General features: G+C 37.2%; 20 protein-coding genes and 2 tRNA genes. 13 read left to right on the top strand and 9 right to left on the bottom strand.

All coding sequences use genetic code 11. The features are described from left to right. Position 1: 1 nt before the first annotated feature. From G508_RS0114655 to G508_RS0114640, 4 genes are all read right to left on the bottom strand, one after another. A complete protein-coding gene (locus tag G508_RS0114655) occupies positions 2-2,761 on the bottom strand; it encodes a PD-(D/E)XK nuclease family protein (protein WP_026706025.1) in 2,760 nt (919 codons plus the stop codon). 65 nt (positions 2,762-2,826) lie between these two features. Next, the gene (locus G508_RS0114650; RefSeq protein WP_026706024.1) at positions 2,827-4,224 is read right to left on the bottom strand and encodes an OmpA family protein; all 1,398 of its coding nucleotides are present in this window, start codon (positions 4,222-4,224) and stop codon (positions 2,827-2,829) included. A 104-nt stretch (positions 4,225-4,328) separates the two neighbouring features. Beyond that, positions 4,329-5,528 (bottom strand): glycine C-acetyltransferase, encoded by a 1,200-nt coding sequence (kbl, locus tag G508_RS0114645; protein ID WP_026706023.1) that lies wholly within the window; start codon positions 5,526-5,528, stop codon positions 4,329-4,331. Positions 5,529-5,601: 73 nt separating this feature from the next. Beyond that, positions 5,602-8,766, bottom strand: coding sequence for a UvrD-helicase domain-containing protein (locus G508_RS0114640; protein WP_026706022.1), 3,165 nt, complete (start codon positions 8,764-8,766; stop codon positions 5,602-5,604). 445 nt (positions 8,767-9,211) lie between these two features. On the opposite strand from G508_RS0114640, the gene G508_RS0114630 reads away from it, so the two are divergent. Continuing rightward, on the top strand, positions 9,212-9,820 hold the full coding sequence (locus G508_RS0114630) for a superoxide dismutase (RefSeq protein WP_026706021.1): 609 nt from the start codon (positions 9,212-9,214) through the stop codon (positions 9,818-9,820). 183 nt (positions 9,821-10,003) lie between these two features. On the opposite strand, the gene G508_RS0114625 is transcribed toward G508_RS0114630, so the two are convergent. Further along, positions 10,004-11,203, bottom strand: coding sequence for an ABC transporter permease (locus tag G508_RS0114625; RefSeq protein WP_026706020.1), 1,200 nt, complete (start codon positions 11,201-11,203; stop codon positions 10,004-10,006). Between the two features lies 1 nt (position 11,204). Continuing rightward, on the bottom strand, positions 11,205-11,597 hold the full coding sequence (gene rbfA / locus G508_RS0114620; RefSeq protein WP_026706019.1) for a 30S ribosome-binding factor RbfA: 393 nt from the start codon (positions 11,595-11,597) through the stop codon (positions 11,205-11,207). Between the two features lie 296 nt (positions 11,598-11,893). On the opposite strand from rbfA, the gene mce reads away from it, so the two are divergent. Both mce and G508_RS0114605 read left to right on the top strand, forming a co-directional pair. Further along, on the top strand, positions 11,894-12,295 hold the full coding sequence (gene mce, locus G508_RS0114610; protein ID WP_026706018.1) for a methylmalonyl-CoA epimerase: 402 nt from the start codon (positions 11,894-11,896) through the stop codon (positions 12,293-12,295). Positions 12,296-12,423: 128 nt separating this feature from the next. Then, positions 12,424-12,497: transfer RNA gene (locus G508_RS0114605), tRNA-Ile, on the top strand. A 116-nt stretch (positions 12,498-12,613) separates the two neighbouring features. Here the strand turns inward: G508_RS0114605 and G508_RS0114600 are convergent. Beyond that, positions 12,614-13,387, bottom strand: coding sequence for a TIGR03915 family putative DNA repair protein (locus G508_RS0114600; RefSeq protein WP_026706017.1), 774 nt, complete (start codon positions 13,385-13,387; stop codon positions 12,614-12,616). Further along, positions 13,387-14,643 (bottom strand): putative DNA modification/repair radical SAM protein, encoded by a 1,257-nt coding sequence (locus G508_RS0114595; RefSeq protein ID WP_026706016.1) that lies wholly within the window; start codon positions 14,641-14,643, stop codon positions 13,387-13,389. The genes G508_RS0114600 and G508_RS0114595 overlap by 1 nt, the downstream gene beginning before the upstream one ends. A gap of 164 nt (positions 14,644-14,807) precedes the next feature. On the opposite strand from G508_RS0114595, the gene G508_RS0114590 reads away from it, so the two are divergent. After that, positions 14,808-15,377, top strand: coding sequence for a helix-turn-helix domain-containing protein (locus G508_RS0114590; protein WP_035694911.1), 570 nt, complete (start codon positions 14,808-14,810; stop codon positions 15,375-15,377). 328 nt (positions 15,378-15,705) lie between these two features. Next, on the top strand, positions 15,706-16,203 hold the full coding sequence (locus tag G508_RS19645) for a hypothetical protein (RefSeq protein WP_051197675.1): 498 nt from the start codon (positions 15,706-15,708) through the stop codon (positions 16,201-16,203). 64 nt (positions 16,204-16,267) lie between these two features. On the opposite strand, the gene G508_RS0114580 is transcribed toward G508_RS19645, so the two are convergent. Continuing rightward, positions 16,268-16,341, bottom strand: a tRNA-Ala gene (locus G508_RS0114580). Positions 16,342-16,482: 141 nt separating this feature from the next. On the opposite strand from G508_RS0114580, the gene G508_RS0114575 reads away from it, so the two are divergent. The 8 genes from G508_RS0114575 (at position 16,483) to chrA (ending at position 23,665) form a co-directional block, all read left to right on the top strand. Further along, positions 16,483-17,250, top strand: coding sequence for an enoyl-CoA hydratase/isomerase family protein (locus G508_RS0114575; protein WP_026706014.1), 768 nt, complete (start codon positions 16,483-16,485; stop codon positions 17,248-17,250). Between the two features lie 150 nt (positions 17,251-17,400). Beyond that, a complete protein-coding gene (locus tag G508_RS0114570; protein ID WP_026706013.1) occupies positions 17,401-17,856 on the top strand; it encodes a 6-pyruvoyl trahydropterin synthase family protein in 456 nt (151 codons plus the stop codon). A 457-nt stretch (positions 17,857-18,313) separates the two neighbouring features. After that, on the top strand, positions 18,314-18,829 hold the full coding sequence (locus tag G508_RS0114565) for a hypothetical protein (RefSeq protein ID WP_157486049.1): 516 nt from the start codon (positions 18,314-18,316) through the stop codon (positions 18,827-18,829). 164 nt (positions 18,830-18,993) lie between these two features. Continuing rightward, entirely contained in the window at positions 18,994-19,743 is a 750-nt protein-coding gene (locus G508_RS0114560) for an abortive infection system antitoxin AbiGi family protein (protein ID WP_157486047.1), read from the top strand. Between the two features lie 278 nt (positions 19,744-20,021). Then, positions 20,022-20,588 (top strand): hypothetical protein, encoded by a 567-nt coding sequence (locus tag G508_RS0114555; protein WP_026706010.1) that lies wholly within the window; start codon positions 20,022-20,024, stop codon positions 20,586-20,588. A gap of 71 nt (positions 20,589-20,659) precedes the next feature. Further along, positions 20,660-21,070 carry a hypothetical protein gene (locus tag G508_RS0114550; protein ID WP_026706009.1) on the top strand — a complete coding sequence of 137 codons (411 nt, stop codon included), beginning with the start codon at positions 20,660-20,662 and terminating at the stop codon, positions 21,068-21,070. A gap of 196 nt (positions 21,071-21,266) precedes the next feature. After that, positions 21,267-22,523 (top strand): cation:proton antiporter, encoded by a 1,257-nt coding sequence (locus tag G508_RS19110; protein ID WP_035694909.1) that lies wholly within the window; start codon positions 21,267-21,269, stop codon positions 22,521-22,523. A gap of 11 nt (positions 22,524-22,534) precedes the next feature. Then, positions 22,535-23,665 carry a chromate efflux transporter gene (gene chrA / locus G508_RS0114540; protein WP_026706008.1) on the top strand — a complete coding sequence of 377 codons (1,131 nt, stop codon included), beginning with the start codon at positions 22,535-22,537 and terminating at the stop codon, positions 23,663-23,665. The last annotated feature ends 139 nt before the right edge of the window (positions 23,666-23,804 follow it).

Here is a 23,804-nt window from a genome sequence, read left to right as displayed (position 1 = left end):
CTTAAATCCTTTCTTCAAAAGGAACATTCACATCTAATATTTCGTTTAAAAGGACCACCAACTCTTCAATATAATTACCCGAAATTTCTTGATTGATTGTCGAAATTTCCTCCTTATCGATTTTAAACTTGAAAGGCATAAAACCTGCTTTCAAGTTCTTAAAAGAAATAATTCCAACCTCCATTTCTTGTCCTTGAAGTTGTAGCTCATACATAAAAGCATAAGCCAAAACCTGGATAATCTTATCTGATTTTATGTCTGAAGTCAGTTTATTCCATTGTTTTAAAGCAACATCTCGAGCTTCTACCTTTCCTGTTTTATAATCAATAATTCGAATTTTTCCATTTCGGGATTCAATCCTGTCTACATTTCCTTTGATTAAAACCGGAAAAGGCAAACTTGGATGTTCTAAAACTCTTTCATAGGTTTTCTCCAATGCGATAATCTTTACTGCATCGCCATTTTCTATCTCTTGGAGTTCGAGTTTGAGGAAGTTATAGACATTCCGTTTGGCAACTTCAAAGGCAAGAAGGTTTCGTCCTTTCTTGATTTCGCCTTCCTTATAAACCAATTTAAACTGCTTTAAGACTTCTTCGTCAATCAATTTGATGCAGTTTTTAATATCTTCAACGGTAAGGAACTTTCCAATTAAGGGCAGATATAAAGCTTCAAGTGTTCCGTGAATAATCGTCCCTAAAGTATTCAAAGCTATATTTTCTTCTACTTCTTCTACTTCGCTAATGCGTAAAATTTTCTGGAAATAAAATTGTATCGGGTTTCGGATATAACTGGTCAATGCCGATGGGGAAAAACCTTTTTCAGCTATTTCTCTCAACCTTTGCATCACGCTTCCCGACTTTGGGATCACAATGGGTTCATACGCAATTAGCGGAACTTCGCTGTTACGGATTTCATGCGTTATGGTATGATTGGGTTGTTTCTCGACCTCAAGTTGGGTAATGAAACGGCTTTTTTCTCCACCATCAAGACCCTCGCTCTCGGTATTGTAAAGCAGGTAAATGTTCTTGGCCCGTTGTAGCAAATGATAAAAGTGATAGGTATAAATGGCATCCTTTTCTTTAAAAGTAGGCAGTCCCAATTCTCGTTTTACATCATAAGGAATAAATGAATTTTGTGATTTTCCAGCCGGAAACTTGCCTTCGTTCATCGAGGTTATAATTACGGTCTCAAAATCGAGCACACGGCTTTCCAGGACTCCCATAATCTGCAATCCATTCAAGGGTTCACCTTCAAACGAAACCTCAGCAAGGTCAATTATTTGCTTGTAGATGGCATGCAAGGTTTCAATCTTGTCAATATGATGATGTTGGGAATAATAATTAATTAATTTATTGATGACTTTAAAAATCGAATAGACAAAAGCTTTTGTAATCTTTTCTTCCTCATTGTCATTGCTCAGATTCGACTTTATGATTAGCAATAAATTAGATAATGTTTCAAGTACCGTAACAGATCCATTTTCCCATTTCTGAAATAATAAAAGAAATAATTCGGTTGGATTTTCGTTGAGTTCGTTTACTTTTTTATGGGTAATAAAGGTGTAATTATTCTGATTGATTATAGCAACCAACTTTGATGTTCTTGCATAGGGTTCCACTAGCGGGTGTGTCAAAATATCCAAGACATCCTTGTAATAAAACACATAACTGTCGCCACTTCTGGAAAGTGCATTGGTATGCATCTTGAACAACTTGGCAATCAAGATTTGGGCTGGGTTATTTTTTCCAGAATATCCCATCGTAATGTTCAAGGCTCCCACAGTTGAAGGTAACGAATATAAAAGTGGAACGAGGAGATTTTCTTCTCCCAAAACAAGTGCTGTTTTATTCATTGAAACTGCATCTTCATCAATTAATTGTTCGATGATACTTCCCGCTATTTTGGCTTGACCGATTGTTTTTGGAGTACCAATAATCTTGATATTCTTCGATTGCGAGAAGTCGTTTACAATCCATTCAAAAGGGTTTGTCTTATAATGTTTCCAGCCATCCTTGAATCTTCTCACAAATAATCCGGCATCCTGGAAATGGTCATTCAAGAAAACCGCATCAACATCCCAATAAATTTTAGCAGAATCGGAAGCAATTAAATGTTGCACGATCTTTTCTTCGGAAGCATTCAAAGCATTAAATCCCGCAAATAAAAATTGATTATCACCTGTTGAATTAGAAAAATGATTTAGGTTTTCAACAGCCTGACGATAAATCAAGCCTTGATAACCAATTCCTTTATTGAGCAAATGATTATAAAGCGATTCGTAGTAGTTGGGAAGGAGTTTCCAGAAATCGATATAATTTTCGAGTAAAGTGGTTTTGTTTTCAACTTCAATACCCCATTTTTTAATGTCATCAATATCCTTTAGGTAAGACAAAACATGCTTTGGATCTAAAAGATAACGGTCTATTTCGTTAAAGTCTTGAAGTAAAGTCTTTGCCCAATTGGCAAAAAGCTCAAAGGTTTGCTGATGTAGTTTATCTGTAACAGACAGATATACTTCATAGAATTCAAATAGGAGCTCGATACTATCAATGGAACGAATACTTGCAATTTCCTGTACAAATTCTTCGATACTAATTATTTGAGGCGAAAAAATAGTATTCTCTACTTTATTTTTTAATGCTTCAATTAAGAAAACCTTTGCTCTTTTGTTAGGTAATACCACGATCAGATCTGATAAATTCTGTTGGTAATTATCAATTATGGTTTCGGCAATCTTATCTAAAAAAGTAGCATTTGTCATTTTATAAAAATAAAAAAAACGCCCCGATAAATCGAGGCGTTTCTTAATTATTTAAAAGGAAGAAATTATTTTACCAATTTCACTTCAACTCTTCTGTTGTTAGCTTTTCCTTTAGCTGTTTTGTTAGTATCGATTGGTTTGCTTTCTCCGAAACCTGTAGAAGTTAATCTGTCAGAAGCAATTCCGTTTTCGATTAGGTAGTTTTTAACTGCACCAGCTCTATCTTCAGATAATTTTTGGTTCATTGCATCTTTACCATCGCTATCTGTGTGACCTTCGATGCTAAATTTAGAAGAAGGATATTCTTTCAAGATAGCTGTGATTGACTGAAGTACTGCGAAAGTTTCTTGTTTGAAAGTAGATTTTCCACTGTTGAACAAGATCGTTTTAGCGTAAGCATTCAATTTAGTGATTTGCTCTTCAGAGATTTCTGGGCAACCATTGTTTGCTACAGTACCTTTAACAGAAGGACATTTGTCATCTTTGTCAAGTACTCCGTCTCCGTCAGTATCTGGCCATGGACAACCACCATTTTCTTTTGGTCCTGCAACAGTAGGACATTTGTCATTTTTATCTTGAACTCCGTCTCCGTCAGTATCAGGACAACCTTGGAATGATTTCAAACCAGCAACTTCTGGACAAGCATCATCTTTATCAGCAATTCCGTCTCCGTCAGTATCAGGACAACCTTGAAATTCAACTAGACCAGCAATTTCTGGACAAGCATCATCTTTATCAAGAATTGTATCTCCATCAGTATCAGGACATCCATTTAATTCTTTTGGGCCTGCAACTTCTGGACATGCATCATCTTTGTCATATACTCCATCTCCGTCAGTGTCTTTACCTCCAAATTTGAAAGTAAGACCTGCTAAGTGTTGTACATGAGTAGGAACTTCTTCACGAGTGTCAGAAAATGATTTCTTGTAAGAAGTTTGCCAAGACAAACCAACGTTATCATTAAACCAGAAAGTTAAACCTAAGCCTCCATTTACAGTACCTGCACTGTAATCTCCTAACCAAGTATAACCTCCACCAATATGTGCAGAAGGGTCAATTACTTTAGAACCAATAAGATTCATAAAACTGTATCTGATGATACCGTCTAATCCATAATAAGTTAAATCACCAGGATTTGTAACGATGTAATCTGAACTCTCAGTTGACTGAGTTACAAATTTGTCGATTTTGTTTACAGATCCAGTAATTCCAACAGAGAAATTATCTCCAACGCTTCTACTTACTGTTAAGTAAGATACAGAAGGAAGAATGTTCCAGTTATCTTTTACTTTAAAAGGTTTGTTAAAACGGTCTGCAAAGTCACCATCTCTTGTGGCACTTGCTTGAGTATCTACTGCGTTAACTCCAAAGGAGATAGCCCATGGGTTGTCGCTATCTTGTGCTTGCGAACTTAGTCCGAAAACCATCAATGCAGCAGCAAAAATTTTGTTAAGATGTTTCATACTTGATTTTTTTAGTTACAAAAGTTATTAGGACAAAAGTAATGCGATAAATTCTAATCACAAAAGAAAATGTTAAAAAAATAACATAATTTTTAGATAAAAAATTAGTTAGTTATTACTTTTAATGCTATTCCAACTTCAATAAATGCACTAATTGCTTGGTCTAGGTGTTCTTTCGTATGTGCTGCTGAAAGCTGTACTCTAATTCTTGCTTTTTCTTTTGGTACTACTGGGAAGAAAAATCCTATTACATAAATACCTTTTTTTAGCAGTTCATTCGCCATTGTTTGAGACAATTTTGCATCATAAAGCATTACAGGAACGATTGCAGAGTCCCCATCGATAATATCAAAACCTGCTTTTTTCATTCCCTCTTTAAAATAATTGGTATTCCATTCCAATTTATCTCTTAAGGAAGTATCCTTTTTCAACAATTCAAAAACCTTGATTGAAGCTCCAACAATCGCGGGAGCCAAAGAATTCGAAAATAAATAAGGTCTTGAACGTTGACGAAGCAATTCTATAATTTCTTTTTTTCCCGTTGTATATCCTCCCATTGCACCACCAAGGGCTTTTCCTAGGGTTCCAGTGATGATGTCAACTCTTCCCATAACACCTTTTGCTTCAAGTGTTCCTTTTCCAGTTGCACCAATAAATCCTGCAGCATGGCATTCATCCACCATAACCATAGCATCATATTTATCAGCAAGGTCACAGATTTGGTCAAGTGGAGCTACAACTCCGTCCATAGAGAAAACGCCATCCGTTACAATAATTTTAAAACGAGCTCCAGCTTCATTAGCTTTGATTAATTGCTGTTCCAAATCTTCCATATTACTGTTTTCATAACGGTAACGGGAAGCTTTGCACAAACGAACACCATCAATAATAGATGCATGGTTCAAACTATCTGATATAATAGCATCTTCTTCTCCTAATAACGGCTCAAAAACTCCCCCATTTGCATCAAAAGCGGCAGCATAAAGGATTGTGTCCTCCGTTCCGTAGAATTCAGCGATTTTTTGCTCCAACGTTTTGTGAATATCCTGAGTTCCGCAAATAAAACGAACTGACGACATTCCGAAACCGTGAGTATCCAAAGCATCTTTTGCTGCCTGAACCACTTCTGGATGAGAAGATAATCCCAAATAATTATTGGCACAAAAATTTAAGACTGTTTCTCCAGTAGAGATCGTGATTTCAGCTCCTTGTGGCGAAGTGATGATTCTTTCTTTCTTGAAAATCCCATTGTCTTCAATGGTTTTTAATTCATTTTGCAGGTGTTGTTGTATTTTTCCGTACATTTTAAAGATATAAGGTTATGGGTTTATGGTTCAGGGTTCACTCGTGCCTTTTGGCTTTTCCCTAATTACTTTGCTACAAATTTACTATATTGATTGCTTCTCCTATATAAATCAAAGCTTTTTTTGAAACAGTATAACCCATTTTCTCAATTGCCGATTCATAATTTTCCAATTGCAACTGGTATTTTCGATTGTGAATTCCCGTTTTATAATCCAATAATAAGACCTCATTGTTTTTTGTCAAAACCATTCTATCGGGTTTCACGATTTGTCCTTCTTTTTGAATGATGGTTTGCTCGTTGAGAATTTTATTTCCTTCTGAAAAATAAATTTCAAGGTCGTTATGGTTCACAATTTCATCGATTGTTTGCCTTACAATTTCTTCTTGGCTTATCGTAATCAATCCGTTTTCAATGGCTTTTTGAATGGCAAGTTGCACATCATTTTTTGTTTTTATAAAGGATAAGATCTCATGCAAAACATTTCCATACTCAATTGCTTTTTGCTGATGAGTTCCCCACATTAAGGCTTCTCGCTGTGCAATTTTTATATTTTTCGGATTCAGAGCTTGTTGCACCAATTCAATATTTTTAGGCTTTTCAACCGTCTTGCTTTCAGCAGATAATTTTATTGGATTTCCGAATTCATATTCGAATGTATCGACATTAAAATCAGCATATTGTTCCAAATAATTGATGAAAAAAGTCCCCATATTGTTTTTCGGGATTTCTCCTTTTGCAGATAAATTCATCCCTGAAATAATATACAACTGTTCTTCGGCTCTTGTTAGTGCAACATATAAAACATTGACATTGTCCAGCAATTCCTCTTGCTTTTTGGCATTATAAACCACCGAAGCATCTTCGCCATAGCCTTCAACGGCACTGCTATTGTCGATCAACACTTTTGGAAGTCCGAAATCGTCCTGATTCGCATCCAACCATAATTTATTTCTTGGAGCTCGACTGTAATCTTCTTCCGCAAAAGGCATGATGACAACCGGAAACTCCAATCCTTTCGATTTATGAATGGTCATAATTCTCACAGCATTATCACCTTCTGGAGATGGAATACTGAACTTCTCTGAATTCTTATCCCAATAGTTCAAAAAGTCCGAAATTCCTGCTTGATTCCTGATATCTCTTTCCAAAACGATGTCTAAGAAATATTGAATGTAAGCGTTATTTTTTTTAGGACTAATAAATTTCGAGATGATAATTTCTACCGCTTCATACAAAGATTTTTTCCGGATGTCTTGAAACGAAAGCAATCCCGAAGCATCAGTTGAAAAAATAACCAACCATTGCTCAAACTCTGTTTCATTTTTGAGCTCCATTCCTTTTGCGATAAAATCGTGAACTGGCATTTCGTTTTGAATCATTCTGGCGATGTATTGCAGGAAATTCGCTTTCGATTCCAAATCATTGCTGTTTTTCAAATACCTCAAAAAACTAATAATCAACCGGACTTCGGTAGCATTTGCAATCATCAACGTTTCCGATGAAAGTAGCGGAATGTTTTGTTCTGTCAAGTAATTCGCAACTGCAATTCCTTGACCTCTTTTTCGGGTTAGAATTACGATGTCGCGGTATTCAAAACCTTGACTTTGGACTTTTTTAATGGTATTTAAAGTAGCCAAAACATATAATTCTGTTTTATCCAATGCCTCTTCATCACCTTCCGAAGTTTCTACTTTCGGTATAAAGGAAATGTTGACGTAGCCTCCCGCTTTATCATTGCTTTTTTGATGACTGTGGTTTTCATACAAATCTTTATAATCTGCATTTTCAAATTCGCCCGAAAGCATCTTGAAAAATCCATTATTAAAATCAATAATTTGAGAATAACTGCGGTAATTTTTATCCAGATGCACCAAATGTTTGTCAGGATTATTAAACGGATTCAAGTCCTTGCTCAACTCGATAAACTGTTCGGCTTTTCCGCCACGCCAGCGGTAAATGGATTGTTTTGGATCGCCAACAATCATCAGCGAACCTCTTTCGCCTTGCAAATCTTCGCTCGAAAGTGCATTATCGATTAGTGGAATCAAGTTTTGCCATTGCATTTCCGAAGTATCCTGAAATTCATCGATAAAAAAATTTTTGTAACGTTCGCCTAATCTTTCGTAGATAAACGGAGCGGGCTGGTTCTGAATTTCGTTGTGAATGATAGCATTGAATTCAGCAATCGAAAGTATGTTTTGTTCCTTTTGGATTCTGGATAATTCGTTACTTACTGTGTTCAGCAACGATAAAGGCGTTATGTTTTTCAGGAAAGCAGTATAAAAACCAATCTTCTGATAGTTTTCATAAATCTTGCTTAAACTCGAAAGCAGTTCTGGGATTATGCCTTCGATAATCGCTCTATCTTTTGCGGTTTTGTTAATCGCAATATCTTCCACTTCATGAAACATCTTGTTTTTAGGATTGAATCTGTTTTCCTTGATGCTTTTGATATGATTGGGAAATGTTTCTCTTGAAAATGATTTATGATCGATTCCGTTCGAATCGATTAAATTCAAAATATTCGTTCCGCCTTCTACACATTCATCTCCTAATATTTTACAGGCTTCTTGGATTTTTTTCTTGATTTCTAAAAACTCCGTAATCGTCTTGTCGTGAAAATGCGTGATTTCTTCCCGATTGTTTTCATTCAAAATCAATCTTCCTGTTTCAAGGATTTCGCGTGAAATATCCCAACTTTTATCATCGTCGGTTTTTTCCATCGTGAAATCGACTAGAAGTTTTGTGAGCGTTTCGTCTTCTCCGGCTTGTGCAATCAAGGCATCGACGGCTTCTATCAAGAGGTTTTCAGTATCAAGCGTGACTTCGAAAGTCACTGGAAGATTCAAATCGTGTGCAAAAGCCCGGATGACTTTGTGGGTAAATTTATCAATCGTGGAAATATCAAAAGCGGCATAATTGTGAATGATGTGCTTGATGATACTTTTTGATTTTTGTTTGATTTCCGATAACGAAAGATTGATTTCAATTGCAATTTCCTGCATCAAATCGGCTGACTTTTCTGTGGGATTGTCTTTTGCAAACTCGGACAAGTTGGTCACAATCCGAGATTTCATTTCGTGAACGGCCTTGTTGGTAAAAGTGATGGCGAGAATGTTCCGATACGCATCATTTTGCTTGGCGGAAAGGATGATCTTGAGGTACTCTTTTACAAGTGCATAGGTTTTTCCGGAACCTGCAGAAGCGTCGTATATTGCAAAGGAGTGTCTTTTCATTTTTGTTTTTTTGTTACTGATTTTCTTCGTCTATTCGACCTTCGGTCTCGGGTCACAGATTAGCACTGATTTTTTCTTTGATATTGAATTTAGTTTATTTTTTTGTGTTTGAATCATTACAATACCTAACAGGTTTTGAAAACCTGTTAGGAACCGATGTTGAATTTTAGCACTTTCACCCTAGCCCTGATTGAAATGGAAATCCTTTTTTAGGCAATGGCTATTTTTTGCTGCTGCAAAAGAGCGACCAACGGAAGCTCCTTTTGTGGCTTGCAAAAAAAGCCATTGACAAAAAAGATTGTAATGAAAAGCAGGATGAGCTTCTAAAAAATTACGGTATTATTATTTTTGTTAATACAATTATAACAAAATAGTATTTCCTTTTCCAAAGTTAAATGTTTAATTTTGATTTTAATTATTTATAAATCATTTAAAACACGATACTATGGCTTTTGAATTACCAAAATTACCGTATGCTTATGATGCATTGGAACCCCATATTGATGCACGAACTATGGAAATTCACCATACAAAACATCATAATGCTTACACAACCAACTTGAACGCTGCAATTGACGGAACGGAATTGGAGGGTTTGACGATTGAAAATATCTTGATTAATCTTGACAAAAAGAATGCTGCTGTGAGAAATAACGGTGGTGGTTTTTACAATCATAATTTGTTTTGGACAGTGATGTCGCCAAATGGCGGCGGACTTCCAACAGGCGATTTGCTTGATGCTATTGAAAATTCTTTTGGGAGTTTTGAAGAGTTTAAAGCGAAGTTTGCTAAAGCTGGTGCTACTCAATTTGGGTCTGGATGGGCTTGGCTTTGTGTGCACAAAGGTGGAAAATTAGACGTTTGCGGAACGCCAAACCAAGACAATCCATTGATGCCAGAAGTAGGTTGTGGTGGAACTCCAATTTTAGGAATGGATGTTTGGGAACACGCTTACTACTTGAACTATCAAAACAGAAGACCGGATTATATTGAAGCTTTTTTCAGTGTAATTAACTGGACGGAAGTAGCTAGAAGATTTGCTATCGAGAAATAATCTCTTTTAGAAAATAGAAAAAAGAGGCAAGAGAAAAGATTTTTACGTTTTTCTTTTTGCCTCTTTTTTATTTTAATTTTTGAACCATTAAGGAATTAAGAAAAATTAAGTTTTTTAACGCTTAATGAAACTTAATTCCTTAATAGTTTTTAAAAGTCTTTTCTCTTGCCTCTTTTTTCTATTTTACTCCATTAATTTTTTACTGACTCTGCTTGAAGCAATCAACGAAGCTATAAATCCTAAAACGATAACCGTTCCAAGAACTAAAAAAATATTCATTATGGTGATTTTCACAGGATAAGCGAGCGAATCGGTAATCATGATGAGTTGAAATTGCTGTTGCAAAAACACGATGATCAATCCTAAAACAACACCTATCAATCCACCAACTACACATAACAAAGTTCCTTGGAGTAGAAATATCTTTCGTAAATCCTTGATTTCGGTTCCGAGATTGTAAAGTGTTTTGAGGTTCCCTTTTTTCTCCAAAATCATCATGATTAAAGCTCCAATCAAGTTGAAAAGCACCACGATAATCACTAGTGTAAAGATTAAATAAACGGCTATATTTTCGGTGTTTAGCATTTTATAAAGCGAATCGTTGAGTTGGGCTCTGTTCTTAATGATCACATTACTACCTAGAATCTTTTGAAGTTCGGCAACTACATTTGCTTCATTAACTTCGGGTTTCAGTTTTAATTCTAAACCCGTAATCTGGTTTTTCTGGAAGTTTAATAACTCCTGAATCAAAGGCAAATCGCAAAAAACATATTTTGCATCGATTTCTTCGTTTACCGAATAAACGCCAATTGGCACCAAGGCCTCTTTCCTGAAAGCATCTTCCAGTCGGTTGATGTCGCCTTTTCCGGCTATGGGAACAAAAACCTCAAACGGATTGTTGAAATCCATCAAACCCATCGATAATTTTTGGGCAATGATTCCGCCAACCACAACTTGAACCGTTCCTGGTTCAATCCAATCGCCACTGAAAGCACCTTCTTTAATCGTGCTGACTTTTGTAAAAACACTGTCAACCCCTTTCAAATTGGCCACTTGCTGTTTGCCATCAAACATAAAAAGCAATTGTTCTTCGGCAACTTTGCTGTAAAAAGCGATGTCTTTCAAGCCTTTAAGCTGGCTTTCTTGTTCGGGCGAAATAAGGAATGATTTTCCCGTCAAGGGCAAAACTTTCAAATCCGGATCAACCGAATTCGTAAACGAAAGGCTGAAATCGACCAAGCCGCTAAAGACGGACATAATAACAAACATCGCCATACTTCCCACAATAATTCCTATCGTGGCAATCCAGTTGATAATGTTGATGGCATTATTTTTACTGGCGCTTCTAAGGTAGCGTTTGGCTATGTAAAGGGAAAAATTCAAATTACGATTTTCTTCTTCTTTCTAACAAATCGCGGTTTTCAATCGGATTTTCCTTTGCCGCAAGAGCATTGTCAATCTTCTCGATATAATCCAGAGAGTCGTCGATAAAGAACGTCAAGTTAGGCACTTTTCGCAATTGCAAACGCACTCTTTGTGACAAATCGTGCTTAATCAAAGCCGAATTTGTTTTTATAGCCGCCAAAGTTTCGGCCGCTTTTTCTTGAGGAAATATACTTAAATGCACCGTCGCTACTGACAAATCTGTCGTAACTACAACCTTGGATACCGAAATTATCAAATTCGAAATTCCGTTTTTTCTCACTTCACCCTGCAGGATATCCACCAAATCTTTTTGGATCACCCCGCCTATTTTTTTCTGTCTGTTTGTTTCCATCCTGCAAAAATACGATTTTTCGAGGCAAAGTCAATAAGCCACAAAGTTTTATCTTTTTTTGATGATAATTAGAAGCAATCCCGAAGCTTCGGGAGCTCGGGCATTTGTTTCATCCATGTTCCCGCTGGAGCCACTCGCTTTGCAACAGCTCTTACGGCAGTTGCAAGAGCTCAAACAATGGCACCATCGGGGCTAGCTGAAAAACTTTAGGCATTATTTAAACTTCGAGACCTTTGTGTGCAAACTTTGTGTTGAATCCCAAAAAACTTTCCGAACTTTGCCCCAAACCAACCAAAATGAGAAAAATAGAACACATCGGTATTGCCGTAAAAGACCTTGAAGTTTCCAACACACTTTTCGAAAAACTTTTTGGAGCCCCACCCTACAAACAAGAAGAAGTAGCCAGCGAAGGCGTAAAAACGTCCTTCTTCATGAACGGACCCAACAAAATCGAACTCCTCGAAGCCACAACTCCCGAAAGCCCGATTGCAAAATTCCTAGAAAAAAAAGGCGAAGGCATCCACCATATTGCCTTTGATGTAGAAGATATTGTTGCTGAAATTGCAAGATTACAAGCAGAAGGATTTACCGTCCTAAACGAAACACCAAAAAAAGGAGCCGACAACAAACTTGTAGCCTTCCTGCATCCAAAAGGAACAAATGGTGTTCTGATCGAGCTTTGCCAGGAAATAAAATAAAGCTGATTTTTAGAATATTAGGATTTTGTGAGTTACCAAACGGGTTCAAAACGCAAAAAAACAGCAAATCAAAACCGAAAATAGTTGCACCAAAACGAAAATAGTAGTAATATTGCATCCTCATAACTGGTCCTATAGCTCATTCGGTTAGAGCAACTGACTCATAATCAGTAGGTGCTTGGTTCGATTCCAAGTGGGACCACCTAAAAAGCCTTTCTTAACGGAAAGGCTTTTTTTATTTTCACGGAAGACCTAACAGGTTTTGAAAACCTGTTAGGTCTCTTCATGACAATATCAACTTCAAATCTTTATAAGCTACTACCTATTTTGCTTCTCCGTCAAATACTTCCAATACCTTTTCGGAACATGCTGAATATGCAATTTCATATTCTTTCTCGCAGGAATATTCGTGCTCTTGAAGTAATCATTCCAAAGCAAAGCATATAATTCTTCCTTGTCGTTCAACACCTCCGAAGGCAGGTGCACATTGCTTTTCTTTACTTCGGGAACATAATCAAAAATGATTTCTTCCACTTTTTCCAAATCATAAAACAAACCGTATTTCCGTTTCAAATCATAGATAATCCACTTTTGGTCGGCATATCGGTTTTTGAAAAACGAGGAAATCAACGGCAACACATTATAATCGGGTTCAATTGGAGCATAAAAAATACCGTCACCCGTTTCTTGAAATCTGATAAAAGCTTTCATCCGATGCTTTTCACGGTTCACGCTTTTGTCCATTTTAGAAAGGGCGATTACTGATGGATGTCCGAAATTATCTTCGGCACCTTTTGGATTGTCAAAAATATAGCAGGCAAAATCAAACAGATGCTGGAAAATTTCAGGTGTTTCGGAGAGATAACATTTGTAGAAACGGCTTCGCCAATCGGGGCTTATTTTCTTGCACAAACCCGCCCAGACTCTTTTGGCTTTAGCCTCATCATTCACAACTTCAAAGGTTTCTTCCAAAAAAGTCGGTTGAAAATGTACCTGACTTACCAACTGAATCTTGCCCGGTTTTCGTTCATAAAACTCAAAAACCGCTGTCAGCAAACCTTCCAGACTTCCGTCAAAAACATACGTTATCATTAAAAAAGGCTTAGCTGATTTTGGGGTACTTTCAAATATTTGCTATTGCTTTCGGATAAAATAAGGTTCTTAACCGTAAACGCTTCGGGTGTATTCAATTGGAAAACACTATCGGCACATCTGATAAAATATTTCGCCCGATTATAGGCAATTCCAATCTTCTTTAACTGATCCGAACGAAGCTTGCCAAATTTCCGAGCCTGTACAATTTTATTCGCCGACCCTACTCCAATTCCGGGAACACGGAGAATCATCTTATAATCGGCAGTATTGATATCTATCGGGAATTGTTCCATATTTCGGAGTGCCCAACTCAGTTTCGGATCGATATCTACATCCAAATGCGGATTTTTTACATTTAAAATTTCGTGTACATCAAAACCATAAAAACGCATCAGCCAATCAGTTTGATACAATCGGTTTTCCCGCAAAAGTGGTGGCTGACTTCCAATCATCGGCATTCGGGTATCATAACTAATCGGAATATAGCCCGAATAATACACCCGTTTCAAATCATAATTCTTATAGTATTCATTGGCACTGTACATGATTTCCATGTCGGTTTCGGGAGTGGCCCCAATCACCATTTGGGTGCTTTGCCCTGCCGGAACAAACTTTAGCGTGCTTTTGATGATTTTTTTCTCATCCTTAAATTGAATGATACTGTCCTTGATAAACGAAAGTGGTTTCTTGACATCATCATGCGATTTGTCTGGAGCTAGCAATTTCAATCCGGCTTCGGTTGGCATTTCCAGATTGATACTCATCCTATCGGCATACAATCCTGCTTCGGTCAACAATTCCTGACTTGCACCTGGAATGGTTTTCAGATGAATGTAGCCGTTGAAATTATTTTCTAGACGTAACTTTTTGGCAATTCGCACCAAACGTTCCATGGTATAATCGGCATTCTTGAAAATTCCCGAACTCAGGAACAATCCTTCTATATAATTTCTTCGGTAGAAACTCATCGTCAATTCCACGACTTCTTCTACCGTAAAAGCGGCACGTTTCACATCATTGCTTTTTCGGGAAACGCAAAATGCACAATCGAAAATGCAATGATTGGTCAGCAAAATTTTGAGTAACGAAACACATCGTCCGTCTTCGGTATAGGTATGGCAAATTCCCGAAGAACTCGCATCGCCAAGACCTTTGCTGTCGTTTTTTCTATTGCTTCCGCTTGACGAGCAGGAAACATCATACTTTGCAGCATCTGCAAGAATGGTTAATTTTTCACGTATTCTGTCGGACATATTCGTTTCGTTTAGTGTAAAATAAGTAGAGGAAGTTCTTTGCAGAAATTGCTTCTGGAGGAAATTGCTATCACAAATCTAAGGAATATCAACGTACAACATTTGTTAATTAACATCGATAAAACAGCCCTTTTCCTTATTTATAAAAAGTTTAAATTTGTAGTATGAAAAGTTCAAACAACCTCCTTCTTATCAAAAATATGGTTTGCCCGAGATGCATTCTTTCGGTAGAAAACATCTTTGAAAATCTAGGCATTCCAATCCAGAGGATCGATCTTGGAGAAGTGGTTGTGGCACAAGAATTAAACCCATCTGAACTAAAAAACCTTGAAGCCGAACTAAAAAAGGTAGGCTTTGAATTAATTGCAACCCGAATCAATAAAATCGTTGAAGACATCAAAAAGCGCATCCTTGAATTTCTCGATGCCTCGGATAAAAAAGTAAATCTTTCGGCTTTTATTACTTCCAAAATTCATTATGACTACAGTTATTTGAGCGATTTATTTTCGTCGATTGAAGGAAAATCCATCGAGCAGTTTTTTATCATTCAAAGGATCGAGAAGGTAAAAGAACTCCTCGTTTACGACCAACTCTCCTTAACCGAAATCGCTTTCAAAACCGGTTTTAGCAGTGTGCATCACCTTTCGGCTCAATTCAAAAAGGTAACGGGACTCTCGCCTTCCCTCTTCAAGAAGATTGGAAACGAGAAACGAAAGTCCATCGACAGCCTTTAGGAATCCAAAAATTATATACATCTTCCCCTTTTTTGCATAAAGCAAACCATAACTGGTGCTCTAACTTTGTAGTACTAATAATTTAAATACTAGAAATCATGAAAACAACAGGAAATAATGGATGCGACAATCCAAACTGTAAATGCGAAAACTGTAACTGTGGTAGCAACTGCACTTGCGGAACCGAAGTTTAACCCATTAGAAAGAGGCTGTTATAACAGTCTCTTTTTTTTGTTAAAATTGTTTTTGTTCATGATTTTATGTTAATGTATTTCGAAAAGGATTTTAAAGTTTTATATTTGATTTTCTTTAAATTAAAAATAATCCCATGAATACAAAAACAATTTTAAGTTTGGTTTTCGTTGCTTCTATATTCTTCACTTCTTGCAAGAAAGAATTAGAGCCACAAGATAGTTCAGAAACTCCCTTGACCGAAGCAGTGGCAACTCCAGAAAACCCGATCGAGGTAACACCTCAAGATGCGACAACAACTGCTCCAGCATCAACACCAATGCCGGTGGCTCCGGTTCAAAGTTCAACTGCAGGAGCCACTCCAACAGCAGCTGGTATGAATCCGCCACACGGACAACCAAATCACCGTTGTGACATTGCCGTTGGAGCGCCTTTGAACTCGCCAAAAGCGAATGCCCCTGCACCACATAATGTTCCTAAACCAACATCTTTAGAAAAACCAGCTGCAAAAACAACATTGACTCAGCCTACAAATGCAGCAGTAGCACCAACGGCTCCGGGAATGAATCCGCCACACGGACAACCAGGACACCGTTGCGAAATTGCAGTAGGAGCTCCTTTGCCAACTTCATAATAGCTACTTCATAAAACACAAAAAAAACCGCAAAAATCTAGTGATCTTTGCGGTTTTATACTTGTGGAGAATACCGGATTCGAACCGGTCACCTCTTGCCTGCCAGGCAAGCGCTCTAGCCAAATGAGCTAATCCCCCTTCGAGGGCAAATATACTATAATTACAAAACAATTTGCAAAAAAGATTTCGAATTTCGACTAAGATGCAAAATACTTGTCAAATTACCTTCTACATCCCTACAATTAAGCCTCTTTTTGTATTTTTACTAAAAATTACCACATGACCACAGACCTCCAAAATGGTGCAATCCATACTACAATCGATCAAAAAATCGCTACAATAACCTTTCATCATCCTTCTGGAAATTCCTTTCCGAGTCAGCTTTTGCAGCTCTTGACTGACGAGTTGAACCAATTGAGCAACAATCCAGAAGTTGCCATAATTGTATTAAAAAGCCAAGGCGAAAAAGTGTTTTGTGCAGGAGCTTCCTTCGATGAACTCTTGGCGGTTTCGAATCTCGACGAAGGTGCCAAGTTCTTTTCGGGCTTTGCCAATGTGATCAATGCCATGCGAAAATGTTCCAAACTCATCATCGGTCGCGTTCAAGGAAAAGCCGTTGGTGGTGGTGTGGGTCTGGCTTCAGCCTGCGATTATGTATTTGCAACCACAAACAGTAGCATCAAATTATCTGAATTTACCATCGGGATTGGCCCGTTTGTCATCGCTCCCGCTGTCGAAAGAAAAGTGGGTGTTAGCGGTCTAGCCGAACTCACCCTTGCTGCTGATGAATGGCAAACTGCCCAGTGGGCCCTGCAAAAAGGACTCTATGCAAAAGTTTTTGAAACCATAGAAGAACTCGATAATGCCCTGAATATATTTGCTGAAAAGCTCTCCAATTATAACCCCGAAGCCCTTTCTGCCATGAAAAAAGTGCTCTGGGAAAACACGGATCATTGGGAAACAGTGCTCTACGATCGTGCCGCCATTTCGGGGAAACTCGTCCTTTCCGACTTTACCAAGAAAGCCTTAGAACAGTTCAAGAAGTAGTTTTTTAAGAAGCTATTCCCGCTGTCCGCTCTATCTTTTCCTTTTTAAAGAAAAAAGGAAAAGGATGCCGCTTCCATCAGGGCTAGGACATCCGTTTCCAAAACACCCTAAGCAATAAATTTGTAAATTTGTCCCCAAAGAAAACCCATCATGAGTAAAATCAGAATCACCAAGCAATTTACCTTCGAAACAGGACACGCCCTTTATGGCTATGACGGCAAATGCAAAAACGTTCACGGACACAGCTATAAACTCTCGGTAACCGTTATCGGAACACCAATAACCGACAGGGACAATGTGAAATTCGGAATGGTGATTGACTTTACTGATCTCAAAAAAATTGTCAAGGAAGAAATTGTCGACCAGTTTGACCACGCCACGGTTTTCAACGAAACCACACCCCATATCGAGCTTGCAAACGAACTCAAAAACCGAGGACACCACGTGATTCTAGTGGATTATCAACCAACGAGCGAAAACATGGTCATCGATTTTGCCAAAAGAATCCAAGACCGATTGCCACAAGACATCGTTCTTTTTTCACTAAAACTACAAGAAACCGAATCGTCCTTTGCCGAATGGTATGCAAGCGATAACGAAGCATAAATCTCAAGCCTATTCTGAATTGAATGGGCTTTTTTTTTCAGTATTGTCGTCGTTCCCTTTATTGTACACGGACAATTTCATTAAGTTAAGGATATTAACAGTCCGTTTTGTCTTTCCGAGGAACGAGGAATCCCATTGTCAAATTCACATTACGGAGCTACTTGTGTGATTCCTCGTTCCTCGGAAGAACAACTAAACGGCTTAACTTAATTATATTGACCGCGAGCATCTTGCTCGTGCCGACAAACAAAATAAAACTGCAAATCTAAAACCTTGCAGTTTTTTTATTAAAAATAGTTGGCATGGAAAAGTGTAAATGGAGTGCGAGAGTTAACGGGAAAGTAGTAGTAATTCTTCTACATAAAATTTGTGTTTATAGGTTCTTTTTGTATATTTTTACGATACTACTAGGGAGTAGGTCAATCAGACTTATACAACCGTTTTCGTAGGGATAGGTATGATGATGTTAGACAATAAACAAGTTACCCGCAATGCTATTGTAGAAAGTATGGAAAATAAATTTAAAATTCGACATGCAATATTAAAGTCGCTTCATGAGAAAAGGTCAGAAGGAACTGGTCCAGATAATATGCATGTTTCAGAAATTGCTCGAACTTGGTCAGACTTGGTAGAAACCGTTGATTTTTCAGAAAATAAAATCGTTGAGCAAATTCAGTATCTAGAAAATCAAAAAGAGATATATAGTCAGGAAGAAGAGTATTATGTGTTTTATCACGCAATTACGGAAATTGGTATTGCTTCTTTTTACAATCAAAAATATCTTGATGAAGGAAAAAAAAGATCAAGAGAAAAATACCATGACATAATTAGAAATTGGTCAGTCACCATACTTTTGATATTAGCTATCCTGACCTTCACAATCAACGCATATGTAACGATCACAAGAAATTCAGAAATAGAAAATATAGAAAGTAAATTGAAAATAATTTCAAATCAAATTAATCGTAAATAAAAAGCACTGCAGGTAACACTTGCTACAAGAGATTTGGGCATTTGGTTTAATTTGAAAATGGTCTTGTATTTGGGAAATTTAGGCAAATCCGAAAATAAGGCTTAATTTAATCTCAAACCTCTTGTAGCGAGGGAACGTTGGCAGCAATTAATACAAAACGCAACATGGCAATCAGTACAAATTCAGTAATACATTATACCAATAAGGTAGAAAACTTGAAAGGAATAATTACTTCTCAAGGATTTAATTTAAAATATTGTTCAGAGAGAATAATGATCGAAAATGGTCCAAATTTAAGTGTTGCCTTCCCAATGGTTTCATTTTGTGACATTCCTTTATCAGAAGTAAAAAATCATATCGATTCATATGGCTCTTACGCGATAGGCTTAACCAAATCTTGGGCGAAAGCAACTGGTTTAAATCCAGTTCTATATTTAGAAAAAGAATCTCGCTTAACCAAGAACATTGGTGAGCAATATCGACGCATTATTGAATTAAGAAAGGCAAAGTCAAATGACATAAATCTTCAAAGTGAACATATTGCTATACTTTCTCATTGCAAAAATTATGAAGGTAAATTAATACACGGAAAGATAAATTCTGAAACTTATAGATTTTATGATGAAAGAGAGTGGCGATTTGTTGCAGGATTAAAGGAACTTGAAGGCGCGCCTTTATTTATAGCTGGTAAAAATTATAAGGAAGATAAGGAAACACATAACATAAAGCTTGTAAATTGCAGTATCAAATTTTCTTTTGATGATATATCATATATAATTGTTGAAGATGAAAATGATATTCCAGAAATTTTGACACTATTGAATACGGTTTATGAAGATAAATGCACAACAAAGCAATTGAAAATTCTTTCAACACGAATAATTACAAAGAGTCAAATTTATAATGACTTTTAACTGCTGCCAACAGCCGTTTCCCCGCTCCCTCACGAACAATGTCATTAAGTTAAGGATATAAAGCGTCAATTTTGTCATTCCGAGGAACGAGGAATCCCATTGTCAAATTCACATTACGGAATTACTTGTGAGATTCCTCGTTCCTCGGAATGACAACTAAACCGCTTAACTTAATGACATTGATCGCGCAAATCCTTTGGCATTGCAAAAACAAAATAAAACTGCAAACCTAAATTAATAGAACACATTTTCAAGATAGCTGTCTTTATAGAAAAATTATGAAACCAAAAAGTATTTGTTTAATCGGATTATTGTTTTTTGTTGTGAGTTATATGCTGTTTTCTCAAGGCTCTAAAGTAGCGTATTTTCAGGAACCCATAGATTTTGCGCATTGGTTGAATCTGATTGGGGCAACATTACTCCTTTCATTTAATAAAGTGTTTCCAAAAAACAATTTAAATTCCGTTGCTTCCTTTCTAACTGCTTTAGGAGTTATTGCCCATATAGGCCTTTGTACTATTGATTTTATAATGTGGAGTTTTGGAAATGACGATACTGCTAGAATGGAATTGAGCGAACACATTAGCAATACTCCATCAATCCTATATCCTTTTATAATTATTGGACCCTCTTTGCTCTTTATTGGATTAGCAACTCACGCTTCAAACTTTATTAAAACCCATACTCTAAAAGCCTTAATGGTTATAATTGGCGCACCTGCTGTAGGTTTTTCATTTTTTATACTGAAAGATGGAGTGTATATGGTACTAAGTTGCCTGCTTTTTTCTTTAGGATTGATTTTACTTCTTTTTAGAAAAGAAAAACAGGAATTGGTGACCGATTGATGGGAAGTAATTATATTTGAGCAAGAAACGCTGGTTAGTACCAAAACATTATACTCAAGCAAAAAAACATTATGAAAAACAACTTTCTAATAATAATTCTGGTGGTTCTGTTCAGCAACCAATTGAGTTATGGACAAAAAAATGAATCGGCTGAATTTAATTCTGGTGATTTAATTGGAGTTTGGTATTCGAAATATAACAGAGAAGGTGACAATCTGATTTTTGAAAAACGAAAAGCAACTGACCATAAATATGGCTTAAGGGTTGAAATACTAAAAAACGGAGAATTTTATAATAGATATTCTGCACCTTGTGGAAATGACACTAGGTTGCGGACTCATAATTATAAGGGAAAATGGAGTCTAAATGAAAGTGAATGGGTTTTAACCACCACTGAACCTATTAACCTAAAAGGAAAAATTTATAAAATAGTGGAATTGCAAGCTGACAAACTAATTCTTGCGGAAATTAAAACAGAATAATACGGGCCCAGCTCTCTCCCACATCCTTTCGATGGGACAAACAAAATAAAACTGCAAGCCTAAAACCCCTTCGCTCTGAATCCTCAACAGTTCGCACGTTTTTACTAACCGTATCCCTAAAAAATGCCCAAAACACTGTCCCGTCTTAAGTATTTTCTTTAAATTTAGGAAAAGTTAATCCCCAAAACTTTCCTTTATGGCAACTGCTACATTTTTTGATTTTAGTCCTTATAATATTCACCTTCTCCTCATAGGAATGGTAGTGCTTTTGGCAGCTACGATTCCAAACGTCCTTAAAAACAAGAACATTACGGCTCCCATAATTTATATCGGGATTGGAGTGCTCATTTATATTTTTGGTGATCATTATGCTTCTATTGCTCCATTAAACAATGTGAAAGTTATCGAAGAAATTACCGAATTCGTTGTCATTGTTGCCCTAACCAATGCGGGTTTAAAAATCAAGGATCCGTTTTCCTGGACTACTTGGAAATATTCGTTTTGGCTGCTTTTGATCACCATGCCGATAACGATTGTGGCTTCGGCCTACACCAGCCATTGGATACTTGACTTTACTCCTGCAGCAGCGATTTTGTTTGGAGCACTCATTGCTCCAACTGATCCCGTCCTAGCCTCTGACTTGCAAACGACAAAACCCAGCCAAAAAGACAGCTCGAAAACACGCCTCGCCCTTACTTCGGAAGCAGGAATTAATGATGGACTCGCCTTTCCTTTTACCTATTTTGCCATCTTTCTAGTAGCAAAAGGCACCGATTATTCGCAATGGATTACCGAGTGGTTTTGGATGGAATTTGTCTATAAAATTGTAGCCGGTGTAATCATCGGACTTGTTTCGGGATGGCTTCTTTATAAAGTTGTTTTCCGATTTACATCAAAAAATCAGCAGTCGAAAATTAGCCGAGGCATTTTGTCATTGGCTTTGACCCTTTTGCCTTATGCTATTGCGGAAATAGTAGGCGGTTATGGTTTTATTGCGGTTTTTTTAGCGGCAACTGCTTTTAGCTACGGTGAAAAAAATGCCCAACACATGGACAGCTTGCATGACTTTACAGAAGAAATTGAACGTATATTTGTAGCCTTATTATTTGTAGTTATTGGTGTGTACATGGCTTCTAATATAACCGATTTGATGGATCCTAAACTTATCCTTACGGCATTGATTCTTATTCTTCTCGTCCGACCTCTTGCGGGATGGATTTCACTTGTAGGAAAAAAAGGCATCAGTAATTTTGAGAAGTTTACCCTTTCGTTTTATGGTATTCGGGGTGTGGGTTCGTTATATTATTTGATGTATGCTTTGGGCCAAACTACCTTTACCGAATCTCAAAAATTAATTCAATTAACAGCCGTTACCATCATCCTTTCGGTTCTAATACACGGAATTTCTGCCGCTTCCATTCAAAAGAAGCTGGACCAATATGACGGTGCTTAAGTAGTTATAAAATGAATAATAAAGTTTCACTAAAGGACATCGCTGCACTCTTTTTAAAACTTGGAACAATTGGCTTTGGTGGCCCTGCCGCTCACATTGCCATGATGCAAGAAGAGGTGGTCACCAAAAGAAAATGGCTCACCGAACAACATTTTTTAGACCTGATTGGTGCCACAAACTTGATTCCGGGTCCAAACAGCACAGAAATGGCAATCCATATCGGCCATGAAAAAGGAGGCTGGAAAGGACTGATTATTGCTGGTTTGTGCTTTATACTTCCTGCTGTTTGCATCACTGGAGTTTTTGCATGGCTGTATAAATTGTATGGACAGCTTCCCGAAGTGCAACCTTTTATCTACGGTATCAAGCCTGCCATCATCGCGATCATTCTTACTGCAATAGTTCCATTGGCAAAAAAAGCACTAAAATCATTTGAATTAGTTCTGATTGGATTTTTAGTTTTAATCTGTTCCCTTTTAAATTTCAACGAGATCTATTTGCTTTTTGGAGCTGGCTTCATAAGCCTATTTATACAATACTTCCGAAACGAAAAGTCTACTTCTTTAAAATCTTTTTTCCCTTTTGTTTTTTTGAATTTAAGCAACACCTTTCTTCTTTCAGTAAGCAATTTTAATCTCTTTTTGATATTCCTAAAGATTGGTGCAATCCTTTATGGCAGTGGTTATGTGTTGTTTGCTTTCTTGGACACAGAACTTGTGTCAACAGGCCTTCTCAGCCGCCAACAATTAATTGATGCAATTGCAGTAGGACAATTTACACCTGGGCCTGTGTTTTCATCTGTAACGTTTATTGGCTATCAAATAAATGGCTTTTATGGTGCTGTTGTGTCTACAATTGGAATTTTTCTTCCCTCTTTTGTCTTTGTGGCCTTGCTCAATCCACTGGTTAAGAAAATGCGTAACTCAAAACTAGCAGCTGCTTTTTTAGATGCTGTTAATGTGGCTTCGGTTGCCATCATCATTTCGGTATGCTTCTCTATGGGTCAGGACACCCTCACCGATTGGCGAACAATTTTTATTGCCATAATAAGTCTCATTCTCGCTTTTGGATATAAAAAAATAAACAGTGCCTTCATAGTAATTGGGGGTTCACTGCTTGGATATCTATTGACTCTACTATAATTTGAAATGCTGTCAAGCAAATAAAATATTGTTTACTACCATCACAAAAAAATCCCTTCCAGTTGCCTGGAAGGGATTCTTGCTTTATGATGGTTTCCCGTGGTGCTATTTCACGATAAGGAATTCGCTTCGTCTGTTC

It is taken from the genome of Flavobacterium soli DSM 19725, from assembly GCF_000422705.1.
GTDB lineage: Bacteria > Bacteroidota > Bacteroidia > Flavobacteriales > Flavobacteriaceae > Flavobacterium > Flavobacterium soli.
Note: the sequence above shows the minus strand (reverse complement) of the source record. Positions and strands in the feature narration are given on the sequence as shown.